The organism is Streptomyces camelliae, from assembly GCF_027625935.1.
Lineage (GTDB): Bacteria > Actinomycetota > Actinomycetes > Streptomycetales > Streptomycetaceae > Streptomyces > Streptomyces camelliae.
On the sequence record NZ_CP115300.1, the window covers coordinates 6,596,197 to 6,611,869 of the forward strand.

Consider the following 15,673-nt stretch of genomic DNA (forward strand, 5'->3'; position numbering starts at 1 on the left):
TCGTCGCGCCCGTTGACCGAAGGCTCAGTCGTGGGAGTGCAGGGGCTTGCCGGCGAGCGCCAGGTGCGCCTCGCCCATCGCCTCGTTCTGCGTCGGGTGGGCGTGGATGAGCTGGGCGACCTCGGCCGGCAGCGCCTCCCAGTTGTAGATCAGCTGGGCCTCGCCGACCTGCTCACCCATGCGGTCGCCGACCATGTGGACGCCGACCACGGCACCGTCCTTCACCTGGACGAGCTTGATCTCGCCCGCGGTGTTGAGGATCTTGCTCTTGCCGTTGCCCGCCAGGTTGTACTTCAGAGCGACGACCTTGTCCGCGCCGTAGATCTCCTTGGCCTTGGCCTCGGTGATACCGACGGAGGCGACCTCCGGGTGGCAGTACGTCACCCGCGGGACACCGTCGTAGTCGATCGGAACGACCTTCAGACCGGCCAGACGCTCCGCCACCAGGATGCCCTCGGCGAAGCCGACGTGCGCGAGCTGGAGCGTGGGGACCAGGTCACCGACGGCGGAGATGGTCGGGACGTTGGTGCGCATGTACTCGTCGACCAGGACGTAGCCACGGTCCATGGCGACGCCCTGCTCCTCGTAGCCCAGGCCCTGCGAGACCGGGCCGCGGCCGACGGCGACGAGGAGGACCTCGGCCTCGAACTCCTTGCCGTCGGCGAGGGTGACCTTCACACCGTCCTGGGTGTACTCGGCCTTCTGGAAGAAGGTGCCCAGGTTGAACTTGATGCCGCGCTTGCGGAACGCGCGCTCAAGAAGCTTCGAAGAGTTCTCGTCCTCGACCGGGACGAGGTGCTTCAGGCCCTCGATGACCGTGACGTCCGCACCGAAGGACTTCCACGCCGAGGCGAACTCGACGCCGATGACACCGCCGCCCAGGATGATCGCGGACTGCGGCACGCGGTCCAGGACGAGGGCGTGGTCGGAGGAGATGATGCGGTTGCCGTCGATCTCCAGGCCCGGCAGCGACTTCGGCACGGAGCCGGTCGCCAGCAGGACGTGGCGGCCCTGGATGCGCTGGCCGTTGACATCGACGGAGGTGGGGGAGGACAGCCGGCCCTCACCCTCGATGTACGTCACCTTGCGGGACGCGATCAGACCCTGCAGACCCTTGTACAGGCCGGCGATGACGCCGTCCTTGTACTTGTGGACGGCCGGGACGTCGATGCCCTCGAAGGTGGCCTTGACGCCGAACTGCGCGCTCTCGCGAGCCTGGTCGGCGATCTCGCCCGCGTGGAGCAGGGCCTTGGTGGGGATGCAACCCCGGTGCAGGCAGGTACCGCCGACCTTGTCCTTCTCGATCAGGGCGACGTCCAGGCCCAGCTGCGCCCCGCGCAGGGCCGCGGCGTAACCACCGCTACCACCGCCGAGGATCACTAGGTCGAAAACGGTGCTGGCGTCGTTCGCCACGTCACGTCCTCCATGCATGTGCGCCTTACGCCGATCTCCTGTGACCGGCGGGCGGCTGGTGTCCGGCCGCTTGATGCTTCGGCCCTTCGGTGGGGGCCCTGTCCTGCCGGGCTCCATCTTTGCACTTGTCGGACGAGATCGAGACGCCGGGCCGGGGTGTGAGACGCCCCACGTTCAAGCGCCCGAAGGGGCGCGGGGTCGTATTCGACATGCGGCTCCGCCGCGCGGGCGGGACCAGCCCCCACGCGGCGGAGCCGCAATACGACATCGCGACCCGAGTTAGCAGGCGAACATCAGCCCAGGTCACCCGCAGCGGTCAGCTCCGCCAGCCGCACCAGCGTCCGCACACCGGAACCCGTGCCTCCCTTGGGCGTGTACCCGAACGGACCCCCCTCGTTGAACGCCGGGCCGGCGATGTCGAGGTGCGCCCAGGTGATCCCCTCGCCCACGAACTCGCGCAGGAAGAGACCGGCGACCAGGCCGCCGCCCATCCGCTCACCCATGTTCGCGATGTCGGCCACGGTCGAGTCCATACCCTTGCGCAGGTGCTCCGGCAGCGGCATCGGCCAGGCCGGCTCGCCGACCTCCTCCGCCGCGTCGTACACCGCGGAGCGGAACGCGTCGTCGTTGGCCATGACCCCGAACGTCCGGTGGCCCAGCGCCAGCACCATCGCGCCGGTCAGCGTGGCGACGTCCACGATCGCGTCGGGCTTCTCCTGCGAGGCCGCCCACAGCGCGTCGGCGAGCACCAGCCGGCCCTCGGCGTCGGTGTTGAGCACCTCGACGGTCTTGCCGCTGTACATGTGCAGCACGTCACCCGGGCGCACCGCGGAGCCGGAGGGCATGTTCTCGGCCAGCGCCAGCCAGCCGGTGAGGTTGACCTCCAGGCCGAGGCGCGCGGCCGCGACGACGGCGGCGAACACGGCGGCCGCACCGCTCATGTCGCACTTCATCGTCTCGTTGTGCCCGGCCGGCTTCAGCGAGATGCCGCCCGAGTCGTAGGTGATGCCCTTGCCGACGAAGGCCAGGTGCTTGGTCGCCTTCGGGTGCTTGTACGACAGCTTCACGAGGCGCGGCGTCGCGGCCGAGCCGCTGCCGACGCCGAGGATGCCGCCGTAGCCGCCCTTGACCAGGGCCTTGTCGTCGAGCACCTGAATCTTCAGGCCGTGCTCCTTGCCCGCCGTCTGCGCGAGCTCGGCGAAGGCGGCGGGGGTCAGGTCGTTCGGCGGGGTGTTGATCAGGTCGCGGGCGCGGTTCAGCTCCTCGGAGACCGCGACGGCGCGGGCGAGGGCGCCCTTGTGGGCGGCGTCGCGCGGCTTGCCGCCGAGCAGCGCGGCCTCGGCCAGCGGCGCCTTGCCGTTCCTGGCCTTGGCGGAGCCGTTCCCGGCCTCCTTGTAGACGTCGAAGGCGTACGCGCCGAGCAGCACGCCCTCGGCGATCGCGCCGACGGCACCCGGGCCGTCGACGGGCAGCGCGAACGCGGCCTTCTTGGACCCGCTGAGCGCCCGCGCGGCCACGCCGGCGGCCCTGCGCAGCGCCTCGGCGTCGTAGCCACCGTCGGTGTCGCCCTCGCCGGGCCGGGCGCCCAGGCCGACCGCCACCACGAGCGGGGCCTTGAAGCCGGCCGGGGCCGGCAGCTTCGTCAGCTCGCCCTCGGCACCCGAGGCGCCGAGAGTCTCCAGGACGCCGGCCAGCCGGCCGTCGTACGCCTTGTCCACGGCCTCGGCGCCCGGCGCTACGACAGGGCCCTTGGCGCCCTTGGCGACACCGATCACGATCGCGTCGGCCCGCAGGCCGGGCGCCGCGGCGGTGCTGAGAGTCAGAGCAGTCACGGTGGTGAAATCTCGCTTCCGATGTGAAGTTGCTGTGGCCGATATGGGGTGGGTCGACCGGGCCCGAGAGCCGACCCTAGGTCCACGCCCTGGGACAGGTGGCCACCGGGGCCTTCACCCTGTCGGCGAACACCCGGGACGAGCCTACGCGCGTGCGGGCGTTCGCTCATTCCTACGGGCGTTCACCTGTCCGTGGCGTCATGGTCACTTCCGCCCCCTGAGCACCGGTGACCTGAGCCACACTCATCGCGTTCCGGTGGGCCATCGGGCCGCACCGGCAGCGCATGTCTCGCGCTTCTCTTCGCTTTCTCGCTGCTCCTCCGCGTCCCGCCACGGGCCCGGCGCGGAGGCCTCTGGGGGGAGGAACCTGTCATGACTCATCGCCCGCGCCGCTGGAGAGCGGCCGGCGCCACCGCCACGGCCGCCGGACTGCTCACGCTGGGGCTCACCGCGCCGGGCGCGTCGGCGGCCACCGATCCACGCATCGACCTGCGGGTCCTGGTCGTCGACGACGGCGCGGGGCCGGTCGGCGCGATCACCGCCCAGCTGAAGAGCGAGGGCGTCCCGTACACCACCGTCGACCTGGCCGACCCGAACCGTCCCGCCGTCACCGCCGCCTTCCTCGCCGACACCGTCGACGGCCGGCCCCGGGCGAAGTTCCAGGGCGTGGTCCTGCCGGACGAGGCCCCGTTCGGCGCGGGCTCGGCCGAGCAGACGGCGCTGGAGACGTACGAGAAGACGTACGGGATCCCTCAGGTGGACGCGTACACCTGGGCGCATCCCGAGGTCGGCCTCGACTACACCGACGCGGGCGGCTACGCGGGCACCCTGGACGGCCGCACCGCCGATGTCACCGACGCCGGCCGGGCGGGCCCCTTCGGCTATCTGCGGGGCTCCTTCACCTTCGAGGACAACTCGCCCTCGGTGCAGGAGAGTTACGGCTATCTCGCGCATCCCCGCACCGGCTTCACGAGTTACGTCGACATGCCCGTGCCCGGCGGCACCGGCACCGGCAGCCTGCTCGGCGAGTACGCCCACGACGGCCGCCGCGAACTGGTGGTGACGTTCGCCTACAACCAGTACCAGCAGCAGTTCCGGGTGCTGGCCCGGGGCATGGTCGAGTGGCTGACCCAGGGCGTCCACCTCGGGCAGGCCCGCAACTACTTCGCCGTCCACGTGGACGACGTCTTCGCCCCGGACGCCCGCTGGGACACCGGGCGCAACTGCACGCCGGGCGACATCGACTGCGGCAGCGGCGGCACGGACACGACCACGCCGATCCGGATGACGGCGGCCGACGCCCAGTACGCGGCCTCCTGGGAGCAGAGCCACGGCTTCACCCTGGACATGGTCTTCAACGCGGGTGCGGGGGAGGAGTGGAAGAGCGAGAACGGCGGCACGGACACGCTGACCGACCAGCTGCTCGCGGACAGGGCCAGGTACCGCTGGATCAACCACACCTACACGCACCTGTTCCTCGGCTGTGTGCAGGACACGACGACCGTGCCGTGGTCGTGCGCGAAGAACGCCGACGGTACGACGCAGTGGGTGAGCCGCTCCGCCATCTCGGCGGAGATCGCGAACAACGTCAACTGGGCCGTCAAGCACGGACTTTCGCTCGACCGCAGCGAGCTGGTGACCGGCGAGCACTCCGGCCTGAAGACCCTCCCGCAGCAGCCCCAGGACAACCCGAACCTCGCCCCCGCCCTGACCGCCAACGGCGTGCAGTGGACCGCCTCGGACAACTCCCGCGAGTCCGAGCAGCGCACCGTCACCGGCGGCAGCACGCTCACCGTGCCCCGCTACCCGATGAACGTGTACTACAACGTCGGCACCAGAGCGGAGATGGCCGACGAGTACAACTGGATCTACACGTCCAAGGCGGACGGCGGCAGCGGGCTGTGCGAGAACAACCCGACCTCGACCTGCCTGCCCCAGCCGCTGGACACGGCCACCGGCTACACCGGCCACATCGTCCCCACCGAGGCCCACACCGACCTCGGCCACGTGCTGAGCAACGACCCGCGTCCGCACTACGCCCACCAGTCCAACCTGGCCGAGGACCGCATCCTGTACCCGGTCCTGGACCGCGTACTCGCCGACTACCAGGCCCTGTTCGCCGACAACACCCCGATCGTCAACCTCCGTGAGAGCGCGATCGGCACCGAGCTGCACAACCGCGCCGGCTGGCAGTCGGCCCTGGACAACGGCAAGGTGACCGCCTACCGCATCGGCACCACGGTGACGATCACGGCCCCACCCGGCACCCGCATCCCGGTGACGGCACCGGAGGGCACGCGGCAACAACTCCTGGTCGGCACGGACACCTTCGGCACGGCGTACGCGGGGGAGCGCGAGGCGTGGGGGATGCCGGGGGTGCTGCAGGCGTCGCTCACTTTGAAGCTGCCGTAAGGGGGAAGCGCCCCGAAGGGGCGCGGGGCTGTGTCCGACATGCGGCTGCCGCCGCGTGGGCGCGACAAGCCACAACGGACCGGCAGTCGCCGAACCAACGGAACGAGCCGAGCTCTCAGGCGCCCCAGGGGGACCCAATCCGTACCGGCCGTCACATAACCATGCTCACCGAAGGCACCTACCCGCACATCCCCGGAGGGGTCAGCACCTGGTGCCACCAACTCATCCACGGCATGCCCGAGGTCGGCTTCACCGTGATCTCCCTCACCGGCAGCGGACGCGAACCCGTGACCTGGGAGCTGCCGGAGAACGTCCGCCGGCACACCACCGTGCCCACCTGGGGCCCGCGCCCCGGCCGGGCCCGTCCGCCGTACGGCAGGACCCGGCGCCGCTTCACCGACACCTACGAGCGCTTCCTGCTCTCCTTCCTCGCCCCCGATACCCACTGCGACTTCGGCGCGGCGCTGTACGACCTGGCCGTCATCGCCCGTGAGGGATGGCTGGCGGCAGCCCTGCGCACCGAGTCCGCGCTCCGCTCGCTGCAGTGGATCTGGACGATGCCGCACCTGCCGACGGCGGCGGCCCGGCCCACGGTCCACGACGCCCTGACCGCCACCGACCTGCTGGAACACGCCCTGCGCCCGCTCGGCGTACGCATCCCGGAGGACTCGGTGGCGCACGCGGTCAGCAGCGGCCTGGCGACCCTGCCCGCGCTCGCCGCACACCACCTCGACGGCGTGCCGTTCCTGCTCACCGAGCACGGCATCTACCTGCGCGAGCGCTACCTCGGACAACGGGCCGACGGCCACCGCTGGCCCGTGAAGGCGTTCCTCCTCGGCTTCTACCGTGAACTGAATTCGCACGGCTACCGCACGGCCGATCTGATCACACCGTGCAACCGGTACAACCGACGCTGGGAGGAGCGCGGCGGCGCCGACGCCGACCGCATCCGCACGGTCTACAACGGCGTCGACCCGCATGCCTTCCCGCACGCGGGCCCCGAACCCGACGTCCCCACCCTCGCCTGGTGCGGCCGGATCGACCCCATCAAGGACCTGGAGACCCTGCTGCGCGCCTACGCCCTGGTCCGCGCCGACCTCCCCGAGACCCGCCTGCGTCTGTTCGGCCCGGTCCCGCCCGGCGGCGAGGCCTACCGCACCCGCCTGGAGAAGCTCGCCGCCGAACTCGGCGTCACCGACGGCCTCACCTTCGAGGGCCGCATCAGCGAGGTCTGGCGCGCCTACGCGGCCGGCCACCTCGTGCTGCTGTCCTCCATCTCCGAGGGCTTCCCGTTCTCGATCATCGAGGCCATGTCCTGCGGCCGTACGACGGTCTCGACGGACGTCGGCGGAGTCCGCGAGGCCGTCGGCGACACCGGTCTCGTGGTCCCGCCGCGCGAGCCGGAGAAGATGGCCGCCGCCGCCCTGACCCTCCTCCGTGACGACGAACGCCGCCTGAAACTGGGCGAGTCGGCCCGGCAGCGCGTCATCGACCGCTTCACCCTGCGCCGCTCGGTCGACAACTTCCGCACCATCTACCAGGAACTCGCCGGCCGCCCCCGCCGCTACGAGCCCGCCGTCGAGACGGTCGCCGACTGGACCACGGAACTGCGCGACCCCTGGTACACGAAGAGCGGCACGGACGGGGGCCGCCGATGAGCGACCGCACCCGCGTGCGCCCCGGTGTCCCGCACCAGCGCACGCGCCCCGCCTGGGCCCGGCCCGACCCGATCGACGTACTCGCCCAGGAGCTGGACGCGTCGGTTGCCGGCGCCGTCCACCCGGACGAGATAGCCGCGCTGCTGGAGTCCGACGGCCTCTCCGACGACCAGATACGCGAGCGCTACGGCGTCCCCGACTCCTTCGCGCTCGCCGAGCAGCTCTACGACCGCGTCCCGCGCCGCCACCCCGAACCGGACGGCCCGCCCCCCGACCCCTGGCGGGTCAGCCTCCTCGCCTGCCTCCTGCGCGGCCTCGTCTTCGCCCTGCCCGGCTTCGCCTACGTCCTCGGCGCCCCCCTCCTCGCCGGCCCGTCCGGCACCCGCACCCTGCTGGCGGGCGCTCTGTGCGGCTGGGCCTGGAACCAGGGCCTGGCCCACCGCGCCTACTCCTGGCTGAGCCTCGCCGACCCCACCGCGGCCCGCCACTGCCTGCTCCTCGGCACCCCGGCCGGCATGCTCCTGGGCACAGCCCTCGCCTTCGCGGCAACGGACCCCGGTCATCCGGCGTCGGTCGCCTTCGCGGCGGGCCAGTCCTGTTACCTGGGCGCGTCGAGTGCGTTGCTGGTGCTGGGCAGAGAACGTGTACTGCTGATGGCTCTGGCACCGATGACGGTGGGCGCGCTGGCGGCCTCGGCCCATCCGCTTCCGATGTACGCACGCTTGCTCCTGCTGCTGACGTCGCTCACAGCTGTGGCTGTCCTGGGTCTCTTGGAAGTCGCCCCAGCGGCAAGCGCCCCAAAGGGGCGCGGGGCTGTGTCTGATATGCGGCTACCGCCGCGATGGGGGTCCCCCCGGGTTCGAGCGAAGCCGAGAATTTGGGGGAGCGAGCAACCACAACGGCGCCGCAGTCGAACGGCGGCAAAGGGTCCCCGACTGATCTCCTCCCTCCCCTACGCACTGTTCGGCCTGACCACCGGCGCCCTGGTCGTCTACGCAACCCTCACCGACCCCCCGGCCGAAGCCCAGCGCAGCGCCCTCGCTCTGACGCTCAGCATGGGCCCCGCCGAATACCTCCTGTACCGCTTCCGCAGCGGAGCCCTCGCCGCCCTGCGCGGCAGCGGCACCTCCCGGGCGTTCCGCCGGGCCACGGCCCGCATCCTGGCCCGCTGCCTCGTCGGTTACCTCGCGGCGCTGCTCACGCTCGCCCTGGCCACGACCACCGCGCACCCGGCCGGACTGCTCGCGCTCGGGGTGGTGCTGTGGACCGGGCTGCTGTTGCAGTCCTTCGGAGCCGTGCTCGGCGCCACCGCCGTGTGCGGTGCCGCCGCCCTCGCCCAGACGCTCGCGCTGCTCACCCACACCGGCCGCCCGCACACCGTCGCCCTCGCCGTGTCGGCGATGGCGGCTCTGGCCCAGTCCGCGCTGGTGTGCGGCCTGCTCGGAAAGGCGACGGCTCACCGATGAACACGCTGCTGGTCCCGTACTACGAGCACCCGTCCGTCCGCCCCGCCGAATGGGCGGCGATCCTCGCGGCGGCGCCCCGCCTGTACGGCGTCGTCCTCAACCCCGCGAGCGGCCCCGGCGACCGCCCCGACCCGGCCTTCGCGGAACTGGCCGCCCGACTGCGCACGGCGGGCGTCACCGTCCTCGGCTACGTCGACACCGGCTACGCCCGCAGACCGTACGAGGACGTCGTACGCGACCTGAGCCGGCACCGCGCCTGGTACGGCGCCCAGGGCGTCTTCCTGGACCAAGTGAGCACGGGAGTACGGGAGTTCGGGTTCTACGAGCGGTTGGCGATGACAGCCCGCATCCTCGGCCACGACCGGCTCGCGCTGAACCACGGCACACCCCCGCACCCCGCGTACGCGGCGCTCGCCGACCTCCTGGTCACCTTCGAGGGCCCCTGGTCGACGTACCTCCGCACACCGCCGCAGCCCCGCGCCTATCCGGCGGGGGCGCTCCAGGCCCACCTGGTGTACGGCGTCCCGCCGGGCGCGGACGTGGCCGGTGCGGCGCGGGAGCGGGGCGCCGCCGTGCACTGCGCGGTGCCCGGCGCGGGCGCTCACCCCTGGGGCACACCGCCCCGGGGGCTGGAGCCCGCCCGCTGAAAGACGCCGCGGACGGAGGTGCCGGCCAGCCGGTCGGCGAGGGAGCGGTGGCCGGGAAAGACCACCGGCAGCGCGTTGACCAGGAACAGCACCACCGCGGCCGCCCACACCAGCATCGACGCCAGGACGTGCCCCTCGATCAGCAGCACGCAGGCCAGCGCGTACACCGCGACGTCGGCGGCGGTGGTGACGGCGGCGCGGCGCAGGGCGTGCCGGGACAGCCGCGGGGTGACCCGCAGGCCGAGCAGGCCCTTGCCGAGGGTGCGGCCGAGCAGCCGCAGACAGGCCCACTGGTAGAGGAAGGTGACGAGCACGAGCGCCCCGAAGGCCTCCTCCACGTCCAGCACCACGGAGTCCCACAGGGACAGCCCGAGATGCTCGGAGGCGCCGACGACGTCACCGCGCGAGGTCACCAGGTCCAGGCCGCCCTTCGTGGCCAGGGACGGCACATCGGTGACGAGCAGGGTGACGCGGTGGAAGGTGAGGAGGGCGAGCAGCGAGGCGGCGCCCACCACCAGTGCGAAATCTATGAACCAGGCCGTGGCACGACGCAGCCTCAACACGGAGTTCCCCCGATCACACCTGTCTTGTCCGTGTACGGGCGATGAGCTTAGCGGTCAGTGGCCGAAAGCCAGCACGACCAGCGCCGCCGTGGCCGCCGTCTCCTCCAGCGCCCCGAAGACATCCCCCGTCACCCCGCCGAACCGCCGTACACAGCGGCGCAGCAGCCACTCGGCGACGGCCAGGGCCAGCAGCACGGCGAACGCGGCGCGGACGACGCCGTACGCGCCGAACGGCGTACCCGCGGCCGCCGCCGCGAGGACGCAGACCGCCGCGACCCCCGCCGCGCCCCGCACCGGCACCACCCCGGCCACCGCCGCCCCCAGCCCCTCCGGGCGGGCGGCCGGTACGCCGGTGCGGGCGGCGAGGGTGAGGGCCAGGCGGGCCGTCACGGCAGAGGTCACTGCCGCCGGCGCACCCCGCGCCCAGGAGTCGCCGTAGAGCTGCGCCAGCACGGCGACCTGGGCCAGCAGCACCAGCACGAGGGTGATGACGCCGAACGGGCCGATGTCCGACTGCTTCATGATCCGCAGGGCGTCCTCCGCGGGCTTGCCGCTGCCCAGGCCGTCCGCCGTGTCGGCGAGGCCGTCGAGGTGCAGGCCGCGGGTCAGGGCCGCCGGTACGGCGACGGAGGCGACGGCGGCGAGCAGCGGGCCGGCGCCCAGCAGGAGCAGGAGCAGCCCGAGGCCGGCCGCGCAGCCGCCGACGACCAGCCCGGCCGCCGGCGCGGCCAGCATCCCGCCGCACGCGGCCCCGCGGTCCCAGCGGTGCACCCGGACGGGCAGCACGGTGAGGGTGCCGAAGGCGAATCGGAGGCCGTCGAGGGGCGAGGGCGAGGAAGCCGACGAGGACGTGAGCACCGGCGAAGGGTATCGGGCTGCCATCAGGCTCCCTTCACGCTGCCGGGGATGCTGTGTCCTCCCGGGGGCTGTGACATCAGCGGCTGCCGCCGCGGGCCCCCGGACCCCCGGCCGTACCTCAGCCGGGACGGAGCGCAATAAATCTGAGCGTATGCAGGTAATGTGCGCACATGGGGCACTGGTGGGAACGGAACATCCTCGAACCGGGCAAACTCCCGCTGCTGCTCGCCCTCCTGGCCTTCGTGCTGACCTTCCTGGTCACCCGGGTGATCACCCGCCTGATCCGGGCCGGCAAGGGACCGTTCCGCAACGTCAGGGCGGGCGGGCTGCACATCCACCATGTCGTGCCCGGGGTCGTCCTCACCGTTGCCGGCGGGTTCGGGGCCGTCGCCAGTGACCGGCACGGTGCCGGGGGAGCGGTGTCCGCCGTGCTGTTCGGCATGGGCGCCGGGCTGGTCCTGGACGAGTTCGCGCTGATCCTGCACCTGGACGACGTCTACTGGACCGAGGAGGGCCGCAAGAGCGTCGAGGTCGTCGTCCTCACCGCGGCCCTGGTCGGGCTGCTGCTGGCCGGGTTCGCGCCGTTCGGCGTCAACGACCTGTCCCAGCAGGAGCTCCAGGACCGGGGCACGGTCATCTCCAACATCGCCGGGAACTTCCTCTTCTCGCTCGTCGCGCTCAGCAAGGGCAAGGCCCGCACCGCGGTGTTCGGGATCGTCGTGCCCCTCGTCGCGCTCGTCGGCGCGATCCGGCTGGCCCGGCCCGGCTCCCCGTGGGCCCGCCGCTTCTACGGCCGCCGCCCCCGCGCCCGCGCCAAGGCCGCGCTGCGCGCCTACCGCCACGACCGCCGCTGGGCCCGGCCGCGCCGCGCGCTTCAGGACTGGATCGGCGGCAAGCCCGACCCCCGCTCGGTACGGCTGCCCGGCGGCCGCCGCTGACCGCGTCGCATCCGGTGGCCGTACGCGCGGCGCAGCCGCAGTCGCAGCTCGCGCCCGAACCGGTGCCGTACCGCCACTGCGAGGCACAGCGTCCCCACGGCCATCAGCGCCGCCAGATGCTCCTTGCCCGCCAGGTTCTCCTTGACCAGCACCTCGGCCACCATGGCCATGGTCACCGCACCCGCCGTCGTGTAGGCGCCGTACCGCCAGGCCACGTACACGGCGAGCCCCACCACGGCCGCAGACGGGCCGGTGTCCACCACCTGCGCGTCCGTCCAGGGCAGGCCGAAGGGGGCGTGCGTGCCGAGCGAGATGCCCACGCGCGCGTACAGGGTCCCGGCGAGCGTGGCGACGTACGCGATGGCCAGCGTCGGCCACCAGCCGATGCAGATCTCGGCGATTCCGAACACCAGCAGGATCTGCACCAGCGCACCCCACACCGGCAGGTCCAGCGCGGGCACGAACAGGGAGAGCGGGGTGCGCAGCAGGGCCAGCCACAGGTGGTCCTCGGCCCGTACCGCGCCCACGTTCTGCACGAACTGGAAGCCCCACGGCTGGTTCTGCACCCACTGGAGCAGGGCTGTCAGACCCACCGCCGCGAGCGTCATGGGGATCGCCCGCAGGCGCCGTTTCAGGGTGGCCTCGCGCACGGTGACGTGCAGCAGCCCCCACTCGGCGCGGGCCCAGCGGGCGAGCGTTCTCATCTGGTGTTCCTCATCCCCGTACGGTCATCGGTGCGTGTCGAGGTGCCTGCGGTGCAGCCACCTCGGCAGTCCCGGCGCCTCCAGGAAGCCTTCCGCGCGGGCCGAGGCGAGGCCGATGCGCAGCAGGTCCGCGCTCTTCTCGAAGAGCAGGAACCGCGGCTCCCAGATGGGCCGGTACTTGGCGTTGGCGCGGTACAGCGACTCGATCTGCCACCAGCGGGAGAAGAAGCTGAGCAGCGACCGCCACAGCCTCAGCACCGGTCCGGCACCGAGGCGCGCGCCACGTTCGAAGACCGACCTGAACATCGCGAAGTTGAGTGACACCTGAGTGATCCCGATCTCGCGGGCCCGCCGCAGCAGCTCGATGACCATGAACTCCATCAGCCCGTTGTCGGAGTCCCGGTCCCGGCGCATGAGGTCCAGGGACAGCCCGTGCGGCCCCCAGGGCACGAAGGAGAGCAGCGCCCGCGGCCGGCCCTCGGCGTCGGTGCACTCCAGCATCACGCACTGCCCGTCCTCGGGGTCCCCGAGCCGGCCGAGCGCCATGCTGAACCCGCGCTCGGACGCCCCGTCCCGCCAGTCGTCCGCCCGCTTCACCAGCTGGGCCATCTCGTCGGCCGGGATCTCCGCGTGCCGCCGGATCCGCACCTCGTACCCGGCCCGCTTCACCCGGTTGTGGGCCTGCCGTACGGTGCGCATGGCCCGGCCCTCCAGGGTGAAGTCGGCGACCTCCACGATCGCCTCGTCACCGAGTTCGAGCGCGTCGAGCCCGTGCCGGGCATAGACGGTCCCCGCCTCCTCGCTCGCCCCCATCACCGCCGGGATCCAGCCGTGCGCCCACGCCTCGGCCAGCCACGGGGTGATCGCCCCCGGCCAGGCCTCCGGGTCCCCGATCGGATCCCCGGAGGCGAGCGAGACCCCGCCGACGACGCGGTAGGCGACGGCGGCCTTCCCGGTCGGCGACCACACCACGCTCTTCTCCCGGCGCAGCGCGAAGTAGCCCAGCGAGTCCCGCTCGCCGTGCCGCTCCAGCAGGGCCCGCAGCCGCTTCTCGTCGTCCCCGGTGAGGGGGTCCACGGCACGCCGGCTGCGGAAGGCGGCGTAGAAGACCGCCAGGACCAGGGCCGTGCTGAGCACGTTGATGGCGACGTTCGCCCAGTTCGGCGGGTCGATGCCGGGGAAGCGGTTCTCGTCGGCGGCGACCGACACCAGGCGCAGGGCGCCGTAGTGCCAGCGCTCCAGGAAGGTCGAACGGGCCGCGTCCGGCGCCTGGTTGGTGACGGTGATGACCAGCCCGGCGAGCAGGGAGGCGGCGACCCCGCCGCCGACGGCGACCGTCGCGGCGAGCCGGGGGTTGGAGCGGTCGCCCTTGGCGTAGAACTCCCGCCGGCCCACGAGCAGCGCGCCGACGAAGGCGGCGGTGAGGCCCAGCGAGATCCAGTTCTGCGCGTACCGCCGGATCTCCGGGAACGCCATCGCGAACGCGAACAGGGCGAGGAAGGCCCCGCTCATCACCAGGTTGAGGATCCATGCGGCCCGTTTGCGCCGGCGCATGGTGATGGCCAGGAACGCGGTGAACACGCCCGAGGCGAAGCCGGCCGTCAGCAGGTACGGGGTGAAGTAGTCGTCCTGGTTGTGCCGGCGCACGTCCTGGCCGAGCGAGACCCAGACCGCGCTCAGGAAGTTGATGAAGGCGACGGTCCGCAGATACCAGACGGCGAAGGCGGCGGCCCGTCGGGAGGCCCCGGTCGACCGCCGCCCCTCCTCGTCCAAGCGCCCCGGCTCGGCTTGCTGCGGCGGCACGGCAATTCGGGCATCTCCCATGGGGCAGGATCATATGGGCGCCGCCCCGACGAACCGCACTTTTCCGCCGGGGCGCCCCTTTCTCCACAGGGTTCCCTCTTTTCCGCCGGTTCCCTTTCTCCGTCGCGACGGCACTCGGCCGGGACGGTGGATCACGGCGGTGCCGAACCGGCCGAAACCCGACTACTCCTCTGTCTCCTCCGAGGACTCCTCTGTCTTCTCCGAGGGCTCCTCCGGCTCCTTCTCGGCCGGCTCCTGCGGCTTCTCGGGGAGTTCCGCCGCCAGGGCCGCCGCGGAGCGGACGAGGGGCAGGGCCAGCAGCGCGCCCGCTCCCTCGCCGACCCTCAGGCCCTGCTCCAGCAGCGGCTCCAGTGCCATCCGGTCCAGCGCCTTCGCCTGCCCCGGCTCCCCGCTGTCGTGCCCGGCCAGCCACCAGTCCGGCGCCCGGAACGCGACCCGCTGGCCGACCAGCGCGCAGGCCGCGGCCACGACGCCGTCCAGGATCACCGGCAGCTTCCGCGCCGCGCACTGCAGCAGGAACCCGGTCATCGCGGCCAGGTCCGCCCCGCCCACGGTCGCCAGCAGCTGCGTCTGGTCACCGAGCACCGGCCGCGCCCGCCGCAGCGCGTCCCGGATCGCCGCGCACTTGCGCATCCACGCCAGGTCGTCGATCGCGAGCCCGCCCCGCCCGGTCACCACCGACGCGTCGGTCCCGCACAGCGCGGCGATCAGCACCGACGCCGCCGTGGTCCCGCCCACGCTGATGTCGCCGAGCACCACCAGGTCGGTACCCGAGTCGGCCTCCTCGTCGGCGATCGCGATCCCCGCCCGCAGGGCCGCCTCGGCCTCCTCCAGGGTGAGCGCGTCCTCGATGTCGATACGGCCGCTGCCCCGCCGCACCCGGTGCCGTACGACGTCCTCGGGGAAGGCGTCCGGTGCGCAGTCCAGGGCCATGTCCACGACTCGTACCGGAACCTCGAAGCGCCGTGCGAGCACGGACACCGGGCTCGCACCCTCCAGCACCGCCCGCACCAGCTGCTCCGCGCTGCCCGCGGGCCGCGCCGAGACGTTCAGCTCGGCGATGCCGTGGTCACCGGCGAAGAGGACCACGCGGGGCCGTTCGACGGGCCGTACCGGTACGGCGCCCTGCGCGGCGGCCAGCCACTCGCCCAGCTCGTCGAGGCGGCCCAGCGCCCCGGGCGGCACGATCTGGCGCTCCCGCCGGGCCTCGGCGTCACGGCGCACGCCCCCGTCCGGGCGCTCGATCAGATCGGTGAAGTCGTCCAGATTAAGCCTGCTCATTCGCCGAACAGTACAGCCGGCGAACGCGTGCTTCCGCGTCACATCGCCACCACACCCGCCCGACGTCTTTGCACCCA

Annotated in this window: 12 protein-coding genes; 5 read left to right on the forward strand and 7 right to left on the reverse strand. The window is 72.4% G+C overall.

Going from position 1 to position 15,673, the window contains the following annotated elements; translation table 11 throughout:
• Positions 1 to 24: 24 nt before the first annotated feature.
• Positions 25 to 1,413, reverse strand: coding sequence for a dihydrolipoyl dehydrogenase (gene lpdA / locus O1G22_RS30290; protein WP_225096814.1), 1,389 nt, complete (start codon positions 1,411 to 1,413; stop codon positions 25 to 27).
• Between the two features lie 293 nt (positions 1,414 to 1,706).
• The gene (locus O1G22_RS30295) at positions 1,707 to 3,245 is read right to left on the reverse strand and encodes a leucyl aminopeptidase (protein ID WP_270084221.1); all 1,539 of its coding nucleotides are present in this window, start codon (positions 3,243 to 3,245) and stop codon (positions 1,707 to 1,709) included.
• Between the two features lie 372 nt (positions 3,246 to 3,617).
• On the opposite strand from O1G22_RS30295, the gene O1G22_RS30300 reads away from it, so the two are divergent.
• From O1G22_RS30300 to O1G22_RS30315, 4 genes are all read left to right on the forward strand, one after another.
• Entirely contained in the window at positions 3,618 to 5,657 is a 2,040-nt protein-coding gene (locus O1G22_RS30300) for a hypothetical protein (RefSeq protein WP_270084222.1), read from the forward strand.
• 161 nt (positions 5,658 to 5,818) lie between these two features.
• Positions 5,819 to 7,315 carry a GT4 family glycosyltransferase PelF gene (gene pelF, locus O1G22_RS30305; protein WP_270084223.1) on the forward strand — a complete coding sequence of 499 codons (1,497 nt, stop codon included), beginning with the start codon at positions 5,819 to 5,821 and terminating at the stop codon, positions 7,313 to 7,315.
• On the forward strand, positions 7,312 to 8,781 hold the full coding sequence (locus O1G22_RS30310) for a hypothetical protein (RefSeq protein ID WP_270084224.1): 1,470 nt from the start codon (positions 7,312 to 7,314) through the stop codon (positions 8,779 to 8,781). Before pelF ends, O1G22_RS30310 begins: the two co-directional genes overlap by 4 nt.
• Positions 8,778 to 9,428 (forward strand): spherulation-specific family 4 protein, encoded by a 651-nt coding sequence (locus O1G22_RS30315; protein ID WP_270084225.1) that lies wholly within the window; start codon positions 8,778 to 8,780, stop codon positions 9,426 to 9,428. Before O1G22_RS30310 ends, O1G22_RS30315 begins: the two co-directional genes overlap by 4 nt.
• Here the strand turns inward: O1G22_RS30315 and O1G22_RS30320 are convergent.
• Positions 9,383 to 9,988: an RDD family protein gene (locus O1G22_RS30320; RefSeq protein ID WP_270084226.1), complete on the reverse strand. Its 606-nt coding sequence runs from the start codon at positions 9,986 to 9,988 to the stop codon at positions 9,383 to 9,385. The genes O1G22_RS30315 and O1G22_RS30320 overlap by 46 nt on opposite strands.
• A gap of 57 nt (positions 9,989 to 10,045) precedes the next feature.
• A complete protein-coding gene (locus tag O1G22_RS30325) occupies positions 10,046 to 10,873 on the reverse strand; it encodes an adenosylcobinamide-GDP ribazoletransferase (protein ID WP_270084227.1) in 828 nt (275 codons plus the stop codon).
• Positions 10,874 to 11,019: 146 nt separating this feature from the next.
• On the opposite strand from O1G22_RS30325, the gene O1G22_RS30330 reads away from it, so the two are divergent.
• Positions 11,020 to 11,787: a hypothetical protein gene (locus tag O1G22_RS30330; protein ID WP_270084228.1), complete on the forward strand. Its 768-nt coding sequence runs from the start codon at positions 11,020 to 11,022 to the stop codon at positions 11,785 to 11,787.
• Here the strand turns inward: O1G22_RS30330 and O1G22_RS30335 are convergent.
• From O1G22_RS30335 to cobT, 3 genes are all read right to left on the reverse strand, one after another.
• The gene (locus tag O1G22_RS30335) at positions 11,724 to 12,491 is read right to left on the reverse strand and encodes a hypothetical protein (protein ID WP_270084229.1); all 768 of its coding nucleotides are present in this window, start codon (positions 12,489 to 12,491) and stop codon (positions 11,724 to 11,726) included. The genes O1G22_RS30330 and O1G22_RS30335 overlap by 64 nt on opposite strands.
• A gap of 24 nt (positions 12,492 to 12,515) precedes the next feature.
• Positions 12,516 to 14,315 (reverse strand): phosphatidylglycerol lysyltransferase domain-containing protein, encoded by a 1,800-nt coding sequence (locus tag O1G22_RS30340; protein WP_270084230.1) that lies wholly within the window; start codon positions 14,313 to 14,315, stop codon positions 12,516 to 12,518.
• Between the two features lie 162 nt (positions 14,316 to 14,477).
• On the reverse strand, positions 14,478 to 15,596 hold the full coding sequence (gene cobT / locus O1G22_RS30345) for a nicotinate-nucleotide--dimethylbenzimidazole phosphoribosyltransferase (RefSeq protein ID WP_270084231.1): 1,119 nt from the start codon (positions 15,594 to 15,596) through the stop codon (positions 14,478 to 14,480).
• Between the last annotated feature and the right edge of the window lie 77 nt (positions 15,597 to 15,673).

Bases quoted from the DNA above. Each gene is read 5' to 3' on its own strand.
- O1G22_RS30325 (WP_270084227.1), bottom strand. From the start codon at position 10,873: ATGGCAGCCCGATACCCTTCGCCGGTGCTCACGTCCTCGTCGGCTTCC.
- O1G22_RS30330 (WP_270084228.1), top strand. From the start codon at position 11,020: ATGGGGCACTGGTGGGAACGGAACATCCTCGAACCGGGCAAACTCCCG.
- O1G22_RS30315 (WP_270084225.1), top strand. From the start codon at position 8,778: ATGAACACGCTGCTGGTCCCGTACTACGAGCACCCGTCCGTCCGCCCC.
- O1G22_RS30300 (WP_270084222.1), top strand. From the start codon at position 3,618: ATGACTCATCGCCCGCGCCGCTGGAGAGCGGCCGGCGCCACCGCCACG.
- pelF (WP_270084223.1), top strand. From the start codon at position 5,819: ATGCTCACCGAAGGCACCTACCCGCACATCCCCGGAGGGGTCAGCACC.
- O1G22_RS30340 (WP_270084230.1), bottom strand. From the start codon at position 14,315: ATGGGAGATGCCCGAATTGCCGTGCCGCCGCAGCAAGCCGAGCCGGGG.
- cobT (WP_270084231.1), bottom strand. From the start codon at position 15,596: ATGAGCAGGCTTAATCTGGACGACTTCACCGATCTGATCGAGCGCCCG.
- O1G22_RS30335 (WP_270084229.1), bottom strand. From the start codon at position 12,491: ATGAGAACGCTCGCCCGCTGGGCCCGCGCCGAGTGGGGGCTGCTGCAC.
- O1G22_RS30310 (WP_270084224.1), top strand. From the start codon at position 7,312: ATGAGCGACCGCACCCGCGTGCGCCCCGGTGTCCCGCACCAGCGCACG.